General features: G+C 61.2%; 13 protein-coding genes. 3 read left to right on the top strand and 10 right to left on the bottom strand.

Annotated features, from left to right (window positions below; translation table 11 throughout):
* The first annotated feature begins 9 nt into the window (after positions 1–9).
* Together BN1724_RS09550 and BN1724_RS09545 are read left to right on the top strand one after the other, a co-directional pair.
* The gene (locus BN1724_RS09550) at positions 10–1,680 is read left to right on the top strand and encodes an alpha-amylase family glycosyl hydrolase (RefSeq protein ID WP_084252948.1); all 1,671 of its coding nucleotides are present in this window, start codon (positions 10–12) and stop codon (positions 1,678–1,680) included.
* A gap of 288 nt (positions 1,681–1,968) precedes the next feature.
* On the top strand, positions 1,969–2,328 hold the full coding sequence (locus tag BN1724_RS09545; RefSeq protein WP_058235169.1) for a hypothetical protein: 360 nt from the start codon (positions 1,969–1,971) through the stop codon (positions 2,326–2,328).
* An 88-nt stretch (positions 2,329–2,416) separates the two neighbouring features.
* On the opposite strand, the gene BN1724_RS09540 is transcribed toward BN1724_RS09545, so the two are convergent.
* Positions 2,417–4,753, bottom strand: coding sequence for a dipeptidyl-peptidase 5 (locus tag BN1724_RS09540; protein ID WP_058235168.1), 2,337 nt, complete (start codon positions 4,751–4,753; stop codon positions 2,417–2,419).
* Between the two features lie 612 nt (positions 4,754–5,365).
* Here BN1724_RS09540 and BN1724_RS09535 point away from each other — a divergent pair.
* A complete protein-coding gene (locus BN1724_RS09535) occupies positions 5,366–6,595 on the top strand; it encodes a M20/M25/M40 family metallo-hydrolase (RefSeq protein ID WP_058235167.1) in 1,230 nt (409 codons plus the stop codon).
* A 228-nt stretch (positions 6,596–6,823) separates the two neighbouring features.
* On the opposite strand, the gene BN1724_RS09530 is transcribed toward BN1724_RS09535, so the two are convergent.
* The 9 genes from BN1724_RS09530 to BN1724_RS09490 form a co-directional block, all read right to left on the bottom strand.
* Complete coding sequence (locus tag BN1724_RS09530) at positions 6,824–7,198, bottom strand: cation:proton antiporter (protein WP_231928215.1); 375 nt, start codon at positions 7,196–7,198, stop codon at positions 6,824–6,826.
* Positions 7,198–7,458, bottom strand: a complete 261-nt coding sequence (locus BN1724_RS09525; protein WP_058235166.1) for a monovalent cation/H+ antiporter complex subunit F — start codon at positions 7,456–7,458, stop codon at positions 7,198–7,200. The genes BN1724_RS09530 and BN1724_RS09525 overlap by 1 nt, the downstream gene beginning before the upstream one ends.
* Positions 7,458–8,492, bottom strand: a complete 1,035-nt coding sequence (locus BN1724_RS12665) for a Na+/H+ antiporter subunit E (protein ID WP_231928214.1) — start codon at positions 8,490–8,492, stop codon at positions 7,458–7,460. Before BN1724_RS12665 ends, BN1724_RS09525 begins: the two co-directional genes overlap by 1 nt.
* On the bottom strand, positions 8,489–10,006 hold the full coding sequence (locus tag BN1724_RS09515; RefSeq protein WP_058235165.1) for a monovalent cation/H+ antiporter subunit D family protein: 1,518 nt from the start codon (positions 10,004–10,006) through the stop codon (positions 8,489–8,491). Before BN1724_RS09515 ends, BN1724_RS12665 begins: the two co-directional genes overlap by 4 nt.
* Entirely contained in the window at positions 10,003–10,335 is a 333-nt protein-coding gene (locus BN1724_RS09510; protein WP_058235164.1) for a sodium:proton antiporter, read from the bottom strand. Before BN1724_RS09510 ends, BN1724_RS09515 begins: the two co-directional genes overlap by 4 nt.
* Positions 10,332–13,358: a DUF4040 family protein gene (locus BN1724_RS09505; RefSeq protein WP_058235163.1), complete on the bottom strand. Its 3,027-nt coding sequence runs from the start codon at positions 13,356–13,358 to the stop codon at positions 10,332–10,334. Before BN1724_RS09505 ends, BN1724_RS09510 begins: the two co-directional genes overlap by 4 nt.
* A gap of 245 nt (positions 13,359–13,603) precedes the next feature.
* Positions 13,604–15,643 (bottom strand): PhoX family protein, encoded by a 2,040-nt coding sequence (locus tag BN1724_RS09500; RefSeq protein ID WP_058235931.1) that lies wholly within the window; start codon positions 15,641–15,643, stop codon positions 13,604–13,606.
* Positions 15,644–15,820: 177 nt separating this feature from the next.
* Entirely contained in the window at positions 15,821–16,225 is a 405-nt protein-coding gene (locus tag BN1724_RS09495; protein ID WP_058235162.1) for a universal stress protein, read from the bottom strand.
* Between the two features lie 76 nt (positions 16,226–16,301).
* Positions 16,302–17,735 (bottom strand): APC family permease, encoded by a 1,434-nt coding sequence (locus tag BN1724_RS09490; RefSeq protein WP_058235161.1) that lies wholly within the window; start codon positions 17,733–17,735, stop codon positions 16,302–16,304.
* Between the last annotated feature and the right edge of the window lie 235 nt (positions 17,736–17,970).

The following is a 17,970-nucleotide window of genomic DNA, read 5'->3' as shown; positions in this document are numbered from 1 at the left end:
CCTCGAAGAATGCGCGAACCGTATCTTCCAGCGTCAGGTGATGTTTCCGATCTTCCCGTTGAGAATAGCGTCGCTGATCGGTCACTATCCGTTGATACTGCCGGCGGCGACGTTCCCTTCAACGGCATCCCTGACGAGGAGGTTCTGGGCACCGAGGTTCCAGATGTGCCGCAGTGGGCCCGGCACGCAATTGGCTACCAGATCTACCCCCTGGGATTTTGCGGCGCCCCCAGATCCCGCGCCGACGAGTTTCCCGATGGCAAAGCCACTGACGCTGTGCAGCATCGTCTGCCTCACCTGTTGGGCTGGCTAAACCACATCGTGTCAATCGGGGCGAACCTCATCCAGTTAAACCCCGTGTTCGATTCCCTCACCCACGGCTACGACACCATCGATCACCTGCGGATCGACCCCCGCCTGGGCGATACGGACGACCTCGTTCACCTGCTGACCGCCTGCCACGAGCGAGGCCTGAAACTGTTACTCGACGGAGTCTTCAACCACGTCTCACGCGAGCACCACATTGTTCAACGCGCGCTAGCCGCCGGGCCCGCAAGCTCTGATGGCCAATGGATTCGGTGGACTCACGACGGTGCCCCGCAGTGTTTTGAGGGGCACGACGCCCTCGTGGAACTCAACCTGGAACATCCAGCCGTCGCCGACTGGATACTCGCCATTATGCGTCACTGGCTAGATACCGGGATCGACGGTTGGCGTCTGGATGCTGCCTATGCCGCAGGGCCTCAGGCGTGGGCGCCAATTCTTCAAGCCATCCGCCGTAGCCACCCCGAATCACTTCTCGTCGCAGAGGTCATCCATGGCGACTATCCGGCATTCATTGACGAGTCGAACGCACATACGCTCACGCAGTATGAGCTGTGGAAAGCAATGTGGTCGTCTCTCACCGACGAGAATTTCTTCGAGCTGGACCACGCCCTCACCAGGCACCAAGGTTTCCTGCGCACGTTCGTTCCCTGGACCTTTATCGGGAACCACGACGTCACTCGAATCGCCTCGCGTCTCAATGATCCGCGGCAGCTCGTTCACGCCACTGCTTTGTTGACCCTGCTTCCCGGGATGCCCTGCATCTATGCGGGCGATGAGTTTGCGCTCACCGGGGTGAAAGAGGATCGGGAAGGCGGTGATGATGCTGTCCGCCCCGCTATGCCCGATCATCCCGATGAGACAGGGCTCTGCCAGGGCCAGCTTGGATCCACGCTGCTTGAAATCCACCGTCGGCTCTGCGGGTTGCGCCGACGTCACCCTTGGCTGTATGACGCGAATATCGAGGTCACGAAGCTTTCCAACCGTGATGTTCATATCTTGCTGAGCTCACGCACAGGCTCTGACCGGCTCACCTTGGCGTTAAATCTTCTCCCTGACGATCTCCCCGCCCCTGGCGAGATCATCGAGCGCGCTGCTCTTGGCGAGGACGGGCGGCATCGCGACATGGGCCCGTTGCCGCCCGCTGCAACGCCATCAGCCAGCCCGAACTCAGAGCATGACGCAGAGTCTCATCGAAGCCAAAGACCGGGGCAAGGCCGACGGCAGGGTCAAGAACCGGGGCGCAGCCAACGGCAGGGCCAGGCGCCGGCGCGTAGCCATGGACCGGGGCAGGGCCGGGAGTCAGATCAGAGCTGGGGCGTCGTTCCGGCCATGGGGATTGCGGTGTGCCGCTAACGGCTCATTCGCACTACGGCTTGTGTGAGCATCTGGGATATATGCGTTCCCGGTATGCGGTTCTGTCCTCAACACGGGACTGTCGGTAGCGACGCGGAGACAGCAGCACACCCAAAAATCCGCGCGCGGGCTGAACGGTCGGTTCAGAAATTGACGCGCAGGGTCAGGGAGCAACTCAGGAATCCACAGGCGGAGTGGGCTGGCGCGAGCGAGTTAGTGGATCCGGTAGGTCCAGCACAATGCCGGTAGGTCCAGCACAATGTCAGTGCCACGGCGTAGCGTACGAATATGAAACCTCACGCTAAAACTCCATCTCATGTCAACGCGTTGAAACCGGCTGATCAGGTCTCGACAGCAGCGGTCGTCGCCGTCGGCCTTATCGGTGGTTGGCTCACTGCCCGCGAAACCGGGATGAGGCCCCTCGGAGGTGTTCTGTTCGGTGCCGCCGGGCTGTGGGCGGCTCGCTCCTGGCATGCGCGGGGCGGACCCGCAGCCGCCGGATTGCTCGGCGCCGGTTACCTGGCCGCGTTTGGTCTATCCCATCCGCTGGCCAAAAAAATCGGTCCCTGGCCAGCTGTTTTAGTGGTCTCTAATACGATGGCTGGCGCTACCGCCCTGGTGAGTGACCGCGCCAGCCGAGTTCGTTAGCCGGATGAGAGCGTTTACCGGATGAGTGCGCAAACCGGGTTGCGCGGTAGCCGAGTTGCGCTAGTCGAGTTGCGCTAGTCGGGTGACGCTACCTAGCTAGCGTCACCGCGGGAATCCCTGGAGTGTCAAAACCGAACACCTGGCCATAGAAGGACAGCGACGCCTCCAACGCGCGGATTATCGATTCTGCTTTCCGGAATCCGTGCTGCTCACCGGGGAAAAGCAAGTATGCGTGCGGGATCCCCTTCGCTGCGAGCGCATCGCGGAATATTTCCGACTGGCTGGGCGGAACAATCCGGTCCTCATCGCCCTGCAACAGCAACACAGGGCAGGACAGTTCATCGACGTGGCTAAGCGGAGCACGCTCACGATAAAGATCTTCACGCTCCGGATAGGGGCCGACTAAGCCGTCAATGTAGCGCGATTCAAAATCATGGGTATCGCGGATAAAGTTGATCAGCTCCGCAACACCGTAGCTCGACACGCCCGCGGAGAAACGATCAGTCCTGGTCAAACAGGCCAGCGTGGTCCAGCCACCCGCGCTGCCACCCTCAATCCCAAGCCGTGCACCATCAGCGATTCCCTCGCGCACGAGATGGTCCATCACCGCGACGGTGTCCTCAACATCCACCACACCCCACTGACCTTTGAGGCGATCGCGGTAGGCCCGACCATAACCGGTTGACCCGCCGTAGTTGATATCCACGACGCCTAGGCCCCTGCTGGTGTAGTAGGCGACACCGAGCGAGAGCACCCCGTTTACCTGCGCGGTCGGCCCACCGTGCACGAACGCGATGTACGGCGGCAATTCATCGGACGGACCGCTGTACCCATCGAGCCGCGGTGCATAGCAAATCGCATGCACCTCCCGACCATCCTTACCTCGCACCGTGATCGGTTCCGGCACCGGAAGTGCTCCTGGATCAATCACGTCATCGCGTGAGCTGCGCACCGTTTGTAGGGCGTCAATCCGGTAGGCGATGGCGTTCGTGGATTCGTCTGAGCCAGCTTCGTCTGAGCCAGCTTCGTTTGGACTAGCTACATGTGGGTTGGATGCGTTCGTGCTGGCTTCGTGTGCGCCGGAGTTGTCAACGCCGGATGCGCCGCCGGCGGAGCTCGGATCCTGCCGCACCAGTGTGCCCTTCAGGATCGAGCGCAGCATGGTGGGCGAAGCACCGGTGAGAACTACCTGATCATTCGGGCCTATGGCAATGCTGCTATAAGCGGTCAGCGGGGCTTCAACGGGGGTGAGCTCTCCCGTGGCGACATTCAGCACGCTCAGTGAGGTCATGGAGGTTCCATGCGTCACGAGCAACGTGTTCGCATCCAGGACTTTAAACCAGGTGTCACCAACGCCCCACATAGGCCCGGCGAACTCTTCTTCACGAGGCGCAATGGCTCGCGTCGTGCCGGACGTCAGGTTGTGCTCATAGAGGTTCCACCATCCGCTGGTATCCGAGGCATAGACCAGGCGGTCGTCATCGAGCCATTCGGGCTGCACCACCGAGGTGGACGTATCCCCCGCAATAACCTGGTCGACGACGGTACCGAGCACCCCGGTCACAACCTGGCTCGAATCCTGATCCTGCAGACGTATATCGGCGATGTGCAGCTGGGTACCATCCCAGGGCATCTGCGGATGCTCCCAGGAGATCCAAGCCAGTTTGCGCCCGTTGGGGCTCACCCGAGGGTAGGCCACAAATCGACTGGTCGGAGTCAGTCGCCTGATACGGGATGGGTCAGTTGCCGCTGATCCGTCGACCGGTATCACTGCGAGATACCGCTCAATGTTCCCGGCTGCATGGGCGACTGGGCTGGGAGCGGCGACCGGGCTAGAGACAGGTTCAGGGCTTGGCGCGGGCGCAGGACTGGGAGCGGACGCGGGCGCGGGGTCACGATGGTGCTCGCAAATAGCAATGACGTTCTCCCCGTCGCAGAAGGGGGCGGGGCATGCCCACCGCAAGGACGGCCCACCAGCCGCTGCCACCTCGGGGCCTTCCGGGGTCAGCGGTTTTGGCTTTTCGCCCTCTTTGAAGGCGTACAGTCGCTGGTCAGCAAAGTTCACGAAAACGATCAAGGGGTCTTTATTCCCGAGGGTCGTCCACGATCCGCCACCGTATTCATGCACTCGCGACCGAGCGTTGTACGGGGCTGGCAGCACTACGATGCGGTCGGCAGAGGCCATTACATTTTCGGATGAAGTGCCCCCGGTGCTCGATGGGTGGGGGCTCGAGGAATGACTGGGATCTATTTTGGACGAGCGGGCAGCGCGAACAATTGCCTGCCGGCCCTCTTCTGCGGCGATACCTTCAATCCACCAGATGTCGTCCCCGACAAATATTCCTCCGCCGAGCGCTACGCCGCCGGTAGCGAGCTGCTGTGCTGAGATCGGAGAGGGCCACGAACCATAGGAAAGCGTCGTCATTCCCCTAGCGTAGTGCGGTCTGTTCTGGGAGAACTGTGACTAGACCCGAGCAAGGCATGAATCGAGGAGGTAAATGAGGTACCGAGACAGCATTTCGGTTCACGCACGCCATGGAGAATAATTTTCTTAATATAGACACGAGAACACCAACCGATCTCGACGATGTACTCCTTTCCAGCTTGAATTGTCACTTAGATTTGGGCTTAGCTTCGTGATACCCGACGCTCTGACTTACGACCATCACCTACTCCACCATGCGCCACGCGAGGTGTAGTGCGGCTTGGTACCACTTCCAGCACGAGCAGTACCGTGAATCAGAGAGGATAGTGTGCCACATTTTCGGATCATCCAATTTCAGCCCAGTAATCACTACAGGCATTGTCGCCTTGCATAATCGACCTAGGGTTGCTGAAACGATTTCTCCCCTACAGGTTATTTCTTGACTGCACGCCGCATCATACGTTGCGGTTATCTCAACTCCGCCTACACCCACCGTCGCCCCATCTCCCACCGCCCTCCCTGCATCAACCCCGCCCAGAAACCACCGCCGCACAGTCTCAACCGGTGTGGAGCTACCCCCACTACAAGGATTCTGGGTCTAACCTGGCCTGCATGAGCACCACTCCTACTCCTGCCGCCGCGTCGAACACTGTTCACGATGTTGTGAAGGCGCTCGTCGCCTTGGATACCACCTCTGCGCTCGGAAACCGTCCTGCGATTGAGCTTTTGGCTGAGCTCTTCGGGGCAGCGGGGGCGCAGGTGCGAACCTTCGCTGAACAAGATGAGGTTCGGGTTAACCTCCTCGCCACGTTCCCGGCACAAGACGGCTCGACAGACGGAGGGATTCTGCTCGCGGGACACGCCGACTGTGTTCCGGTGACGGGTCAGAACTGGTCGAGTGATCCGTTCAGCCCGGAAGTTCGCGACGGCAAGCTCTACGGGCGCGGAACTGCCGATATGAAGTCGTATCTCGGTATTGCCGCCGCGCTCGCTCCCCGTTTCGCTGCCGCTACTTTGCGTGAACCGATCCATATTGCGGCCACTTGGGATGAAGAAACTAACTGCAATGGCGCGAGGGCACTGGTAAAGCAATTAGACGAGGTGGGAATCCATCCTCGCATTGCCTTTGTCGGGGAACCCACCAGTATGCGGGCTGTGAGCGCGCATAAGTCGATGAATGTTTTGCATGCGCATTTCCGCGGCATTGCAGCGCACTCATCGCTTCTTCCGCGCGGTCTCAATGCGATTCGATATGCGGCACGTTTTACCGACTGGTTCCACACCGAGATTATCGATAGCTTCCGACTCAATGGCCCGTACGATGAGGCGTTCCCGGTCGCATGGTCCACGGGCGGTGTCAATGTGTTCCACGGTGGTATCGCGTGTAATACCGTGCCCGACACCGTGGATCTGGAACTCGAGTTCCGGGCGCTTCCCCATGTCGAGGTGGAGCCGATTGTCGACCGCATTCTTGCGAAGATTCACGAGCTGGATGTCGAGATGAAGGACGCGATTCCCGCTGACCCCACGAGTGCGACGGACCAGGTGGGGGCGTCTATCGATATTGTCAGTTTGCTGTATGGGCTCGATGGTGGCCCGGATTCAGAGGCAGCACGTTATGCCGTGCAGCTTGGTGCTATTCCCTGCGAGGAGAAGGTCACCTACGGCACGGAAGCTGGGATTTACGAGCATGCGGGTATGAGCGTGGTCGTGGTCGGGCCCGGGGATATTTCCCAAGCCCATGCTGCGGATGAGTTTGTGACGCTGGAACAGCTTGAGGCATGTGAAGCGTTTTTTGATGCACTGATCGCCGATCTCAGCGATGACAAACCGTCCCGATAACAACCCGGTGCGGGCCACATCATGACATGCAGGTGCGCGGTGCACTCCCGCCATCCGGCGCACCAGGTCCGTCATCCCGTCTATGACGAGGTGGGGCCATCATTGCCGGGGCGCGCACCGTGGTCACCGCACATGAGATGCGCCTGGCTGAGGTGAACAGCATCTTCTGAGCCCAATCTGGGCTGAGAAATCAGAGCACCAGATCGTGACGGCATAGCCGCCGGAATATTAGCTCCGGTCGGGGTCTTCGGCGAGTTCCTGCGGGGACGTGCGCGGATCCACCGCAGCACCGGACAGGTAGGCGGCTCTGGCCAGCACATTTGATCCCACCGATGACACGATAATCAGCGCGATAATGGTCATCACCACTTTGATCAGCACCAAAACTGAGAATCCACCGACCCAGACGTGCTGGATATATGCGCCGAGCACGATCATCGGCAAGCCCAGCCCGGTCGCCGGCGAGAGCACGTTAATGCGGGCGAGTGCGTCGTGGGCACGGAACATTGAGACCGCAGCGGTCAGCATGAAAAATGCCCCGCCGAGGACGAGCACCGCGACGACTACGGTCACCACGATGTCTGGCACAGTCATCGATTGCATTAGCGTCTCCCTCGGGTGAGGATGCGGGCGAGGGCAATGGTCGCGAGGACTCCCAGCAGCGACGCGATGAGCGCGGCGTCAATGGCTGCCACAGAATCGTTAAACAGCCCGAGAATCACCAAAATCCCAATGGCGGAAAAGAACACCAGGTCACCGACGACGGCGCGGCTGGCGGCGTCATGGGCGCTGGCGATGCGCGCAAGACCCACCAGGATGGTCAGCCCGAGTAGCGCAATGGTGATCCATAAAATGATGGTCATCACTCGCCTCCTGTTCCGTGCTCATCGATGTCCGCGGATGAGCGACGCCGCGAGCGGGTTCGGGTGTGGTGCGGTGACTGTTGTGTTGGGGTTTGATCTGTCGTTGACGTCACCGCAGAGGCCTGGCCGGTCGTTGACGGCACTACCGGCACCTGACCTGTCGTGGATGGCCCTGCCGCACCGGCATGGCGTCCTCGATAGACGGCCTCTTCCCCTTCGAGTGCGATACGTCGGAGTCGATTGGTCTCCCGTTCCGGGTCTGGTCTGCCCGCGCGGCGGCCTCGGCGCCGAATGGTGCCTCCATCCGTACGGTCGGTGACCGGCTCGGCCACAGGTGGACGTGAAGCAGGTACCTGCGTGGATGATGCAGAGTCCGGTGGGCTCTGCTCGGGTGCTGGTGCGCGGTCAACAGCTGCCTGCGTAGCTCGTGATCCCTCAAACGCTTCGGAGCGACTCAGCTGTTCTTGGGACTTCTCAGACTCATGCCGAGATTCAGCAGTAGGCATGACCGCATCGCCCGTGTCCTCCTTCGCACCCACAGTCTCCCCCGCACTCGCAGCCCCGGCAGCCTCCTTCACAGCCACAACCTCTGCCGAACTTGCAGCGCCCGCAGCCTCTGCGCCCGCTGTCTCCTGCGCACCTGGGCCATGCACATCCGCACCCTGGCTCGGGCGGGGCAATGCCTGAGCAGCTTTACGGCCCCGCGTTGCACGCAGCAGCCGGTCCTCCATGTCGGTGAGATCCTCGATCACCTGCTCGCGACTGTCAGCGAACAAGGCGTGAACGAACAGCGACGCGTTCTCTAAGTCCGTGCCGTGCGCAACCCCAACCACCAGGGTGCCCGGGGTAATGGTGATGGATGAGGCCATGGAGACGACCTCAACGTCGGTGGCGCACCGCATACGGTATTCGACAATGGCGGGAGAGGCTTCACCGCGAGGGCTCCACGCAGCCCGCGCCACCTGGATGGATCCCTTCACCACTTCACGCACGATGAAGAAGCCGTAGGTCATGCAGTACCAGGGGTTCATCATCGTCCGAGCACCGCCTTCACATAGGTTGGGATATCCACCAGGGAGCCGGCAGCCCGGTTAACCTCCGGCAGCAGCACACCGACGCCGACGAATATCGCCACGGATACCGCGATCATCAGTGTCGACGGCAGCAACAGTGATACCGGAATACGGACATCGACGGGAAGGGCGACCGGGGCGCCGCGACCCATAGTTTCGTCGTCGGGACGGTAACTTTCCATGGGTTTACCCCAGGCGAGCATGCGCCACACTTTCTGCAGGGACATCATGGAGGCGATCGACGCCACGATGATTGCAGCGATCAGGAGGTATCCCTCGACGCCGCCGTCCGTCCCGCTGGCCGTCATCAGACCGATCTTGCCCCATAGCCCCGAGGTGGGCGGGAGCCCGACCAGGGAAAGGAAACCGAGCGCGAGAACCGTCGCTACCCACGGTTCGCGTCGGGCGAGGCCACGAATATGGTCGAGTTTGCCCGAGCCATAGATGTGTTCTACTGCGCCAATGGCCAGCACCAGAGCAGACATCGTCACGATGTGGTGGATCATGTAGAGGATCCCCGCTCCGAGCGCCACCTGGCCCATCAGCACCACCCCGATCAGGATGTGCCCGACCCCGCTGACCATCTGAAAACCGAGCGCAGCCCGGATACGACGAACCCCAGCGGTTGCGATGGCTCCCACCAGCATCGTGACGATGACGAGGACGAGCGCCACCACGTCGTACGGTAAACGACCATCAAAGGTGACGGCGATGATGCGGAAAATGGCGTAGAGGGCAACTTTTGTGTGCAGGGCCGAAAACAGGCCCATGACGCCGCCGGAGGTAGCCGGGTAACTGCGGGGAAGCCAGCCGTGCACGGGAACCACACCCGCTTTCACCGCCAGAGCCAGCAGCACAATGCCGAGAGCAGCCGCCGTGACCGGGTTTTTTGCACCGGCGCCCGCGAGTTCAGCGAGATTGACGGTACCCGCTGTCCCGTAAACCATCCCCACGCCGATCAGCAGGATCGTCGAGGTCAGAAGGTTCACCAACACGAACATGCGGCCAATTCCGAGGCGTCGCCAGGACCCGGTGACAGCGATCAGCGCGTAGGACGGCATCAGCATGACCTCAACCCACACGAATAGGTTGAATAGGTCGCCGGTCAGCAGCGCGCCGTCCACCCCGGCCACCAGTAACAGGATCAGCGGGGGAACGAATCGGTAGCGGTCTTCGCGGGTGCGGATCATAAACAGCACGGCGGCCAGTGTGCTGAGCGCAGTGACGGCAAGCATGAGTGCCGTAAACGAGTCGGACACAAACGGAATCGCGAGACCTTCGACGTATCCGCCAACAGAATGCGCGATCACCGGTTGGCTCCGATGGGTGATCAGAAGGCCGATAGCGCCAGCTAGCACTAGCAGCGGGGTTGCGGTCAGCACAATCCGGCCAATGACCGGGCCGCGGAAAAGGACCAGCAGGGCCGCTGCGAACATCGGGACGGCCACGAAGAGAGGTAGAAGGACAGGGCTCACGAGTCGTGTGTCTCCCCCGTGTCGGGGTCACGCGACAGGTCGTCGTTGTGACCGATGACGGCAAGCATCAGCATGAAGATAGTGACCGCTAGGGTGATGACGATGGCGGTGAGCACGAATGCTTGGGGCAGTGGATCAGCCATCTGGGAGGGGTCAGAACTCCCGGTGATCGGTTCACCTCTCCAACCGGGGACTCCGGCGGCTAACAAAATAAAGTTCGCGGCGTGGCTGAGCAGGCTGATGCCAAATACGGTGCGCACCATACTCCGCTGCAAAAGCAGATAAGTGCCACCGGTCACCAAAACGGTGATGGTCGCTGCGAGGATCATCGACGTCCCGCCTCCTTCGGTTGCGTTCCGTCGGTCAGATGCGAGGTTCCGACGCCGACGCGGTGCCCCCGCCGCCACGAGCGCCGGTCGCCGCGAGTGGTGTCGAGCGGACCAGGTAGTTCACCTTCGACGGCTTCGTCGGTGCGTTCGCGGGTTTGTTCACCCGTCGGGGATAGTTTGGTGGCGGCGGAGGTGCCCAATAGGTTAAAGGCCACCATCACCAAACCGAGCACCGCCATGTATACGCCGATGTCGAAAACCATGGAGGTTGAGACGTGCTGGCCAAAGATCTCTCCATGCAGCGGGGTCAGGAAACCTCCGGCGGTAAAGCCGATCACTCCGGTGAGAACAGCCAGGGCGATACCGCCTCCGATGAGGAACAGCGGCAGACGCGGCGGTCCGATCTGTCGGTCTTCGGAGGTGGAGAGGTAGATGAAACCGACGATGGCTGAACCGACCAGGGCCGCGATGAAGCCACCCCCGGGTGCGTTGTGCCCGCGCAGGAACAAAATGGCCGAGACCAGGGCGAGAAGCGGGGCGAGAATGCGGACGGCTAGTTGCAGGGCCGCCGCGTTGCCCCAGGCCGAGGCGATGGCACGGTGGGCGGCGGTGCCTTCGCTGCGCAGGGCAATGCGTGGTTCGTCCACGTGTCCGCCGTCTCGCCGCCCTTGCGGGTCGACGAAAATGTGCCGGACGGTGGACAAAACAGCGACGATCGCAACCCCGGCCATTCCTAGAACCGCCAGTTCGCCGAGGGTGTCTAAGGCACGGAACTCGACCAGGATGACGTTGACGATGTTGTGTCCGCCAGTGATTTCTTCAGCGTTGTGGATGTAGTAGTCAGCGATGTCGGAGCGTCCGCGGCGTCCCATAAACATGAAGGTTCCGCCGCCTGCTGCAAGCCCGGTGAGGATCGCCACGGCGAGTGCGCCGCCGCGTCGTTTGCGCCCGGCGCGTCCGAAAGTGAGCGGAAGTTTTTGCAGCACCAGCATGATGACGATGATGGTGAGAGCTTCGACCAGCAGCTGGGTCAGGGCGACGTCGGGCGCACCGAGTGAAAGGATCTGCACGGTGGCGAGGATGCCTACCGCCGACAGGGAGACGGTCGCGGCGAGTCGGGAGTCCGCGGTGCATACGAGCAGAACGGCGGCGGTGATGAGCACTAGGAGCACGGCGTCTAAGGCTGTGCTGGTGCCTGGCTGTGCTGGGGCGAGCTGCGGGAAGAGCAGGGCCAGACCGGACAGCACCACGGCTGCGAATGCCACCACGATGGCCCCGATGTGCCGCATGGGGTCGTCCGATGCGGTGGGCCGCTCCAGCAGACGGGCAAGCTGATAGTGAAGCCGTTCGAGCATGCCGATGGCGCGCGCCCCGTCGATGGGGAACGGGTGGCGTTCGATGACGGGGAAGATCTCGCGACGGAATCCCGCGATCAACACTCCCAGTCCGATCACGATCAGGGTGACGCCTAGTTCGAGGGTCATACCGTGCCAGAGCGCTAGGTGCGGTTCAGCATTGGGGTGACCGGCTGCGGTCACTGCCGCTCCCAGTGGGGCGTCAAATATTCCGACGACTATGGCTAGAGGCAAGCTCGCCACGATCGGTAGGCAGGCGGTCAACACGAGCAGGAGGTCGGGCCGGCTCACGTCGCGGTGATGCCCGTGACTGTCGTCCGCGGTGCGATCCTTCCCGTCGATGAAGGCGCCGAATACGATTTTCACGCAGTAGGCGAAGGTGAGCACACTGGCTCCGGCGATACCGATCAGAACTAGCCAGCCGATGGTGGGGGCTCCGGGGGCGGTCATGGCCCCGGCCAACAGGGATTCCTTGGAGACGAATCCGAGCAGGGGTGGTAGACCCGCCATGGAGGCGCATCCGAGGATGGTGATGGCGAAGGAGAACGGAAGCTTCCTCCACATGGGCGGCATGCGCCGGAAGTCGCGTGTGTGGGCTGCGTGGTCCACGACGCCAACCATCATGAATAGCCCGGACTTAAACAGGGCGTGGGCGATGGTGTGCAAGATGGCGGCGGTCAGCGCGGTTTTTGTGCCCACCCCGATGAGGGTGACGATCAGGCCGAGCTGGCTCACCGTCGAGTAGGCCATGAGTTTCTTCAGATCATTTTGCTGGAGTGCAAAATATCCGCCGACAAACGCGGTCACTAGGCCGAGCCCGATCAGTAGCCCGTTCCATACCGGGTTGCTGTGGAAGGCCGGGGAGAACCGCAGCAACAGGAAAATCCCGGCTTTGACGACGGCAGCCGCGTGCAGATAGGCCGATACCGGAGTAGCGGCTGCCATCGCGTCGGGAAGCCAGACGTGGAAGGGGAACTGGGCTGATTTTGTGGCGGCTGCGATGATCACCAGCACCGCGATCAAGGTGGTGAAGGCGGGGTCGGTGCGCCACACCTGGGAGTTGAGGATGTCGTGCAAGTTGGTGGTGCCGAGCGTGCCGACGATCAGGGCAACGGCTGCAAGCAGGAACAGCCCGCCAACAAATGTAATGAGCAGAGTTCGCAGTGAGGGTCCCTGTCCGGCAGCCCCCGACCGCGCGATTAAGAAGAAGGACGCCAACGAGGTGAGTTCCCAGCAGATAAACAACACGATGATGTCATTGGCGAGCACGAGGCCCACCATGGACAGCGTGAATGTTGCCATCAACAGGTAAAAGCTGATGTTTGGCCCTTTATCTAAATATCGCGCGGAATAGGCGAGGACTGCCGCACCAATGAGCAGGGCGATAAAGGTAAAGACCACTCCCAGCCCGTCCGCCTTGAGGGCGAATTCAACACCCCAGGTGGGAACCCAAGGAACAGCGAAGCTGGCCGGATCCGTGCCGGTACCTGCCGCGGGGGATTGCCCGCCACCGCGCACCACTGCGAGGGCAGCGGGCAGGAATGCACCTGCTGCCCCAAGATAGATAGCGGCGAGCAGCCATCCTGAGGCGCGTCCCAGCAGTTTGGAGCCGATCGGCGCGAGAATGACAGCGGCGAGGAGGATGATGAGTGTCCACAATAGGGGCATGAGCTCAATCAGCCTGACGATGTGGGGTGGGAACCATGCGGGCCAGTGTACCGATCAGCGCTGCTCAACCCCAAGGTTTGCCGGTTGTGAACGTGCACTGCTTCACTAAAAGGCACTCTGTTTAGCGCGATATTCCCGGTCCCGACCCTTACCTACTGTCGCATCCCTTCTTTTCGGAGAAATATTTGCGCCGCGTTTCCCAGCTTATCTTTCTGGTCTTCGGCCCGGCCTTGTCATGACGCCCTTTAATTCCGACCGCGGCGGGGATAGATCTGGACGACCGCTGGGCGCGGCAGGGTGCCGTCGTAGTCGGGGAAATAGGAGCGTTGATCGTCCCAGGTACCGTTTTCACCCGGATGCTGCACCGCGACGAATGCGGTGCGGTCCTGGTCTCGCACGACGGGTCCGCAGGTTTCTGCTTCCCGGGGAACCGAGATGAACTGTTCGACCCGACCCCGTTGGTGTCCGTGCAGGGTGACTCGGAATAGTCCGTCGCAATATCCCATGGTCGATGGTGCCCCGTCGGTGGAGATCCACAGGTTGCCCACGGAGTCGAAGGTGAGGTTGTCCGGACAGGAAATCGGTGACACCTGATCGGAGGGGAATCCACCGAAATAGGTGCTGTTATTTTTCGTTGGATCTCCGCACACCAGCAGCAGGTTCCAGGCAAATCGCTGCGAACTGTGGTTTCCACGTTCGTCGATTTCCACGACGTGACCGTCGCGGTTGCGCGCTCTCGGATTCACTTCGTCCGGGCCCGCTTTCCCGTCTTTTCCGCGGTCGGTGTTGTTCGTACAGGCCACATACACCCGACCCGAATGCAGGGACGGTTCCACATCTTCGCACCGATCCATTTTGGTGGGTCCAACCTTGTCGGCGGCGAGCCGGGTGTTGACCAACACTTCGGCAACGCTCATTCCCGGAACCGCCGATTTTCCGCCGACGACCAGCGGCAACCAGCAGCCGTACCCATCGAATCGACCATCGGAGGGCACGGTTCCTGAACCGTCAATTTCTGAGGCGGGAGAGTCACCGAAGAACTTCGCGACGTAGAGATCTCCCTCTTCGAGCAGGGTGAGGTTATGTGCCCGGTCATGCGGTCGATATTTCGCTCTGGACACGAATTTATACAGGTAGTCGAAGCGTTCGTCATCGCCCGAATAGGCCACCACTCGACCGTCTTTGGCGATGATGACATTGGCTCCTTCGTGTTTAAAGCGCCCCAGGCTGGTGTGCTTGCGCGGGGTGGATGTGGGGTCCCACGGATCTACTTCCACAATCCAACCGAATCGATTCTTCTCGTTTTCGTAGCCAGCTTTACGGGTGTCGAAACGGTCCTCTACTTTTTCCCAGCCGCGGACTGTGGGCTCTGAGGTGAGGCCATACCGCTTGTCTTCTGCGCTGGTTCCATTCGTGACGAAGTAACCGTTGAAGTTTTCTTCCCCTGCGAGGAAGGTTCCCCACGGCGTGAGACCGCCGGAGCAGTTACCGAAGGTTCCGTGCACGGTGCGTCCGCCCGGGTCCTGGACGGTCCGCAGCAGCGGATGCCCGGCGGCGGGTCCGGTCAGCCGGTAGGTGGTGTCGCTGACAAAGCGCCGGTTGAGCTTCGCGCCGCGCACGTACGAGTACGGAGAGCGGCGATTCTTGCGGGCGATTTCGACGACGGTGAGGCCGTGCGCTTCCATCCCGATGCGGGCCTTCTGGTCAGCCGGCATATCGTCGGGAAACATGATGTTTTCGTTGGTGTATTCGTGGTTGACGAACATGAGTGCCCGGCGGCCGCGCGAACCGGGAACTTCTTGAATTTCGGTGTAATCGTTGTTGTATCCGAACTGCATCCGCTGCGCCTCAGCACTTTGGTGGTCGGGATCGAACTCCGGGGAGTCGTGGAACAGCGGGTCGCCCCAGCGGATCACCGGACGCCATGCGAATCCGGGTGGGGTGATGAACCGGTCGGTCTCCGCGGGCACGGGCGCAATCGGGGCAAAGCGCAGCGGTGTGCCGCCCGGGCTGCTCAATCCTCTGTGGCCTAGGCGGGCCTGGTCGACTCCGAGCGCACTGGAACCGGCTGCCTGCGCGGAGGGGGTTGAACCTGGCAGGTTCAGCGCGAGGGCGAGCGCTCCCGCCGCCCCGGCACCCATCAGTACACGGCGACTCAGAGCAGCCTCAGCGATGTCGCGGAAATACTCGTTGGAGGAGGTATTGCAGGCGGGTTTGTCACAGGCGTTATCGCATTTGAGCGCACACGTGATGGGCGACCGCTTTCCGCGGGTGTGGCCGAGCATCGGCAGAGGAGGCAGGGGGTTCACGGGGGACCTTTCGTCATGGGGATGACGGTGCAAAGGCGGATCGACCGTTGTGCGCCTCCGCCTTTGCACGCTGTGTCGCCGACCACCCTGACACCGGGATATGACGGGTCGTCGTCTCCTCCGTGAACGCTGCGTTAAATCCCGCCCGTGACCTTATTTCTGGACGGGCACCTGTCCGGGCTTCACCGATACCACCGGGCAGGGCGACTCCATCAGCACCCGCTGCGCCGTGGAACCGAGCAGCATCTTCCCGATCGGGGTGCGCTTACGCATTCCGATCACCAGCAGGTCGGGCTCAATGTCTTCAGCTGTTTCGAGGATGTCGTCAGCCGGGTCATCGCGCCGCGGCACCTCGCGGATTTCGTGCTGTAACCCGGAGGCGGCAAGCCGTTCCGCAAGCGGAATCCCCGGTTCCACGGTTTTGGACCGGTTTCGTTCGAGCGCCTGCTGGGACGCGACCACGATCAAGCTCGCGTGTTTGTCTTGCGCTTCCTGAATCGCATATTCCAGGGCAGCTTGGCCGGTATGGGTGGGAACATATCCCACAAGGATCTTCACTAGGCACTCCTCACGAGCTCAGCAACTCTTGCCACGGTCATTCTCATGCATAATTCTCGACGATGCTGCGTAAGCGCTATTCACGGTCGAAGTCGAGATCCTCGGGGTGCCGGATTCGTGTGCGATGCGCACGCACCAGGCTGTTGTACAGATAGGTGATCAGCCACAGAACAAAACCGATTCCGAGCAGCACCCCGGCTATTTGGTAGTTGATGGTCTTCTGCGCCCACGGACCCACCAGAGCGAATGAGGTGATGGCGCCGATAATCGGCAGCGCGCTCGGGGTCCGGAAATGACGGTGGCTGACCTTATCCCGCCGGTTCACCAGCACAGCGATGTTCACCAGCGCGAACACAGCGAGCAGGAGCAGCGCGGTGGTTCCACCCAGGGCCCCGGAGGTGGCAGAACCCATCGCATTCTTCACCGTCCAGATCAGGCCGATGGCGAGGACGGTAGAGAACACGACGGCTGTCCACGGGGTGCGGCGCCCCGGCAGCACCGCACCGAGGAACCGGGGCAGAACATCCTGGCGAGCCATGCCGTACAGCAAGCGGGAGGCCATCATCATGTTGATCAGCGCCGTATTTGCCACAGCGAACATGGAGATGAACGGGAAAATATCGTCAATTGGCAGGTTGGGAGCGCCCGCGTGCACGACCTCAAGCAGGGGCGTGGACGATTCGGTGAGCTTTCCGACCGGAACAATAGCCACCGCGGTGATGGACACCAGCACGTAGACCACACCGGTCAGCGACAGGCCGCCGATCAGCATGCGCGGGAACGTTTTGACCGGGTCCTGGGTTTCCTCCGCCATGTTGACCGAATCCTCGAAGCCAACCATGGAGAAGAAGGCCAGAGCGGTCGCTCCAACGATCCCTAGGAACATTGATTTGTCGCCAGGGGTTTCAAAGACCACGGTGCGGGAGAAGTCAGCTTTTCCTTCTCCGATGGCAATAAACCCGACCAGGACCACGAGGACCAAACCGGAAAGTTCGATGAGGGTGAGGACAACATTTACTTTCACCGACTCGCCGACGCCCCACAGGTTCACCAGGGCCACGATCACAATGAATGCGATCGCCACCGCGGTCACCTCGGTGGTGCCCCAATCCAGGTGGAAGGCTTTAGAAAAGTTATCTGCGAGGAATGTCGAGGCGGTGGAGGCCGAGGTTATGCCTGAACACAGCACGGCGAACGTCACCATAAAGGTCAGCACGTGAATACCGAAGGCTTTGTGCACGTAGAGCGCAGCTCCGGCGGCCTGCGGATATTTGGTCACCATTTCGAGATATGACAGGGCCGAAATCATGGCGACGGTAAACGCAATAATCACCGGTACCCAGCCGGCACCGCCAACTTCACCCGCGACCTTACCGGTCAACGCGTAAACGCCGGTACCGAGGATGTCTCCGACGATAAAGAGTAGTAATAGTCCCGGGGTAATCGCCTTTTTCAGGCCCCCTCCGTCATGTCCCTCGGGCGCTACCGCCGAGGTTTTCTGGGTGGTCATAGGGCACTTCCCCTCGTTCGTGTCAGCAAAGGCCACGCCAACGTGGTCATCAACCCTGTGCTGGCTCAGGCTTCAAAGCGTCTCAGGTCACCCGTAGCAGAGAGTTTCACTCACTGTCTGGCATGACCAAGGCGCTCACCCCTTCCTGGGATGAGTCTGTGAGGGGAGGTTACCGGGCTGCTAGGGATCTGTCATACCCACGACCACCGTCGTGGCCGAGTCGTGACCTGAATCC

This window comes from Devriesea agamarum (assembly GCF_900070355.1).
Taxonomy (GTDB): Bacteria; Actinomycetota; Actinomycetes; order Actinomycetales; family Dermabacteraceae; genus Devriesea; species Devriesea agamarum.
This window is presented reverse-complemented; position numbering and strand designations above follow the sequence as displayed.

Excerpts from the sequence above, each read along its gene's own strand:
- BN1724_RS09550 (WP_084252948.1), top strand. The coding sequence starts at position 10 with ATGCGCGAACCGTATCTTCCAGCGTCAGGTGATGTTTCCGATCTTCCC.
- BN1724_RS09540 (WP_058235168.1), bottom strand. The coding sequence starts at position 4,753 with ATGACGACGCTTTCCTATGGTTCGTGGCCCTCTCCGATCTCAGCACAG.
- BN1724_RS09500 (WP_058235931.1), bottom strand. The coding sequence starts at position 15,643 with ATGCTCGGCCACACCCGCGGAAAGCGGTCGCCCATCACGTGTGCGCTC.
- BN1724_RS09525 (WP_058235166.1), bottom strand. The coding sequence starts at position 7,458 with ATGACCATCATTTTATGGATCACCATTGCGCTACTCGGGCTGACCATC.
- BN1724_RS09510 (WP_058235164.1), bottom strand. The coding sequence starts at position 10,335 with ATGATCCTCGCAGCGACCATCACCGTTTTGGTGACCGGTGGCACTTAT.
- BN1724_RS09545 (WP_058235169.1), top strand. The coding sequence starts at position 1,969 with ATGAAACCTCACGCTAAAACTCCATCTCATGTCAACGCGTTGAAACCG.
- BN1724_RS12665 (WP_231928214.1), bottom strand. The coding sequence starts at position 8,492 with ATGATGAACCCCTGGTACTGCATGACCTACGGCTTCTTCATCGTGCGT.
- BN1724_RS09530 (WP_231928215.1), bottom strand. The coding sequence starts at position 7,198 with ATGCAATCGATGACTGTGCCAGACATCGTGGTGACCGTAGTCGTCGCG.
- BN1724_RS09490 (WP_058235161.1), bottom strand. The coding sequence starts at position 17,735 with ATGACCACCCAGAAAACCTCGGCGGTAGCGCCCGAGGGACATGACGGA.
- BN1724_RS09505 (WP_058235163.1), bottom strand. The coding sequence starts at position 13,358 with ATGCCCCTATTGTGGACACTCATCATCCTCCTCGCCGCTGTCATTCTC.
- BN1724_RS09535 (WP_058235167.1), top strand. The coding sequence starts at position 5,366 with ATGAGCACCACTCCTACTCCTGCCGCCGCGTCGAACACTGTTCACGAT.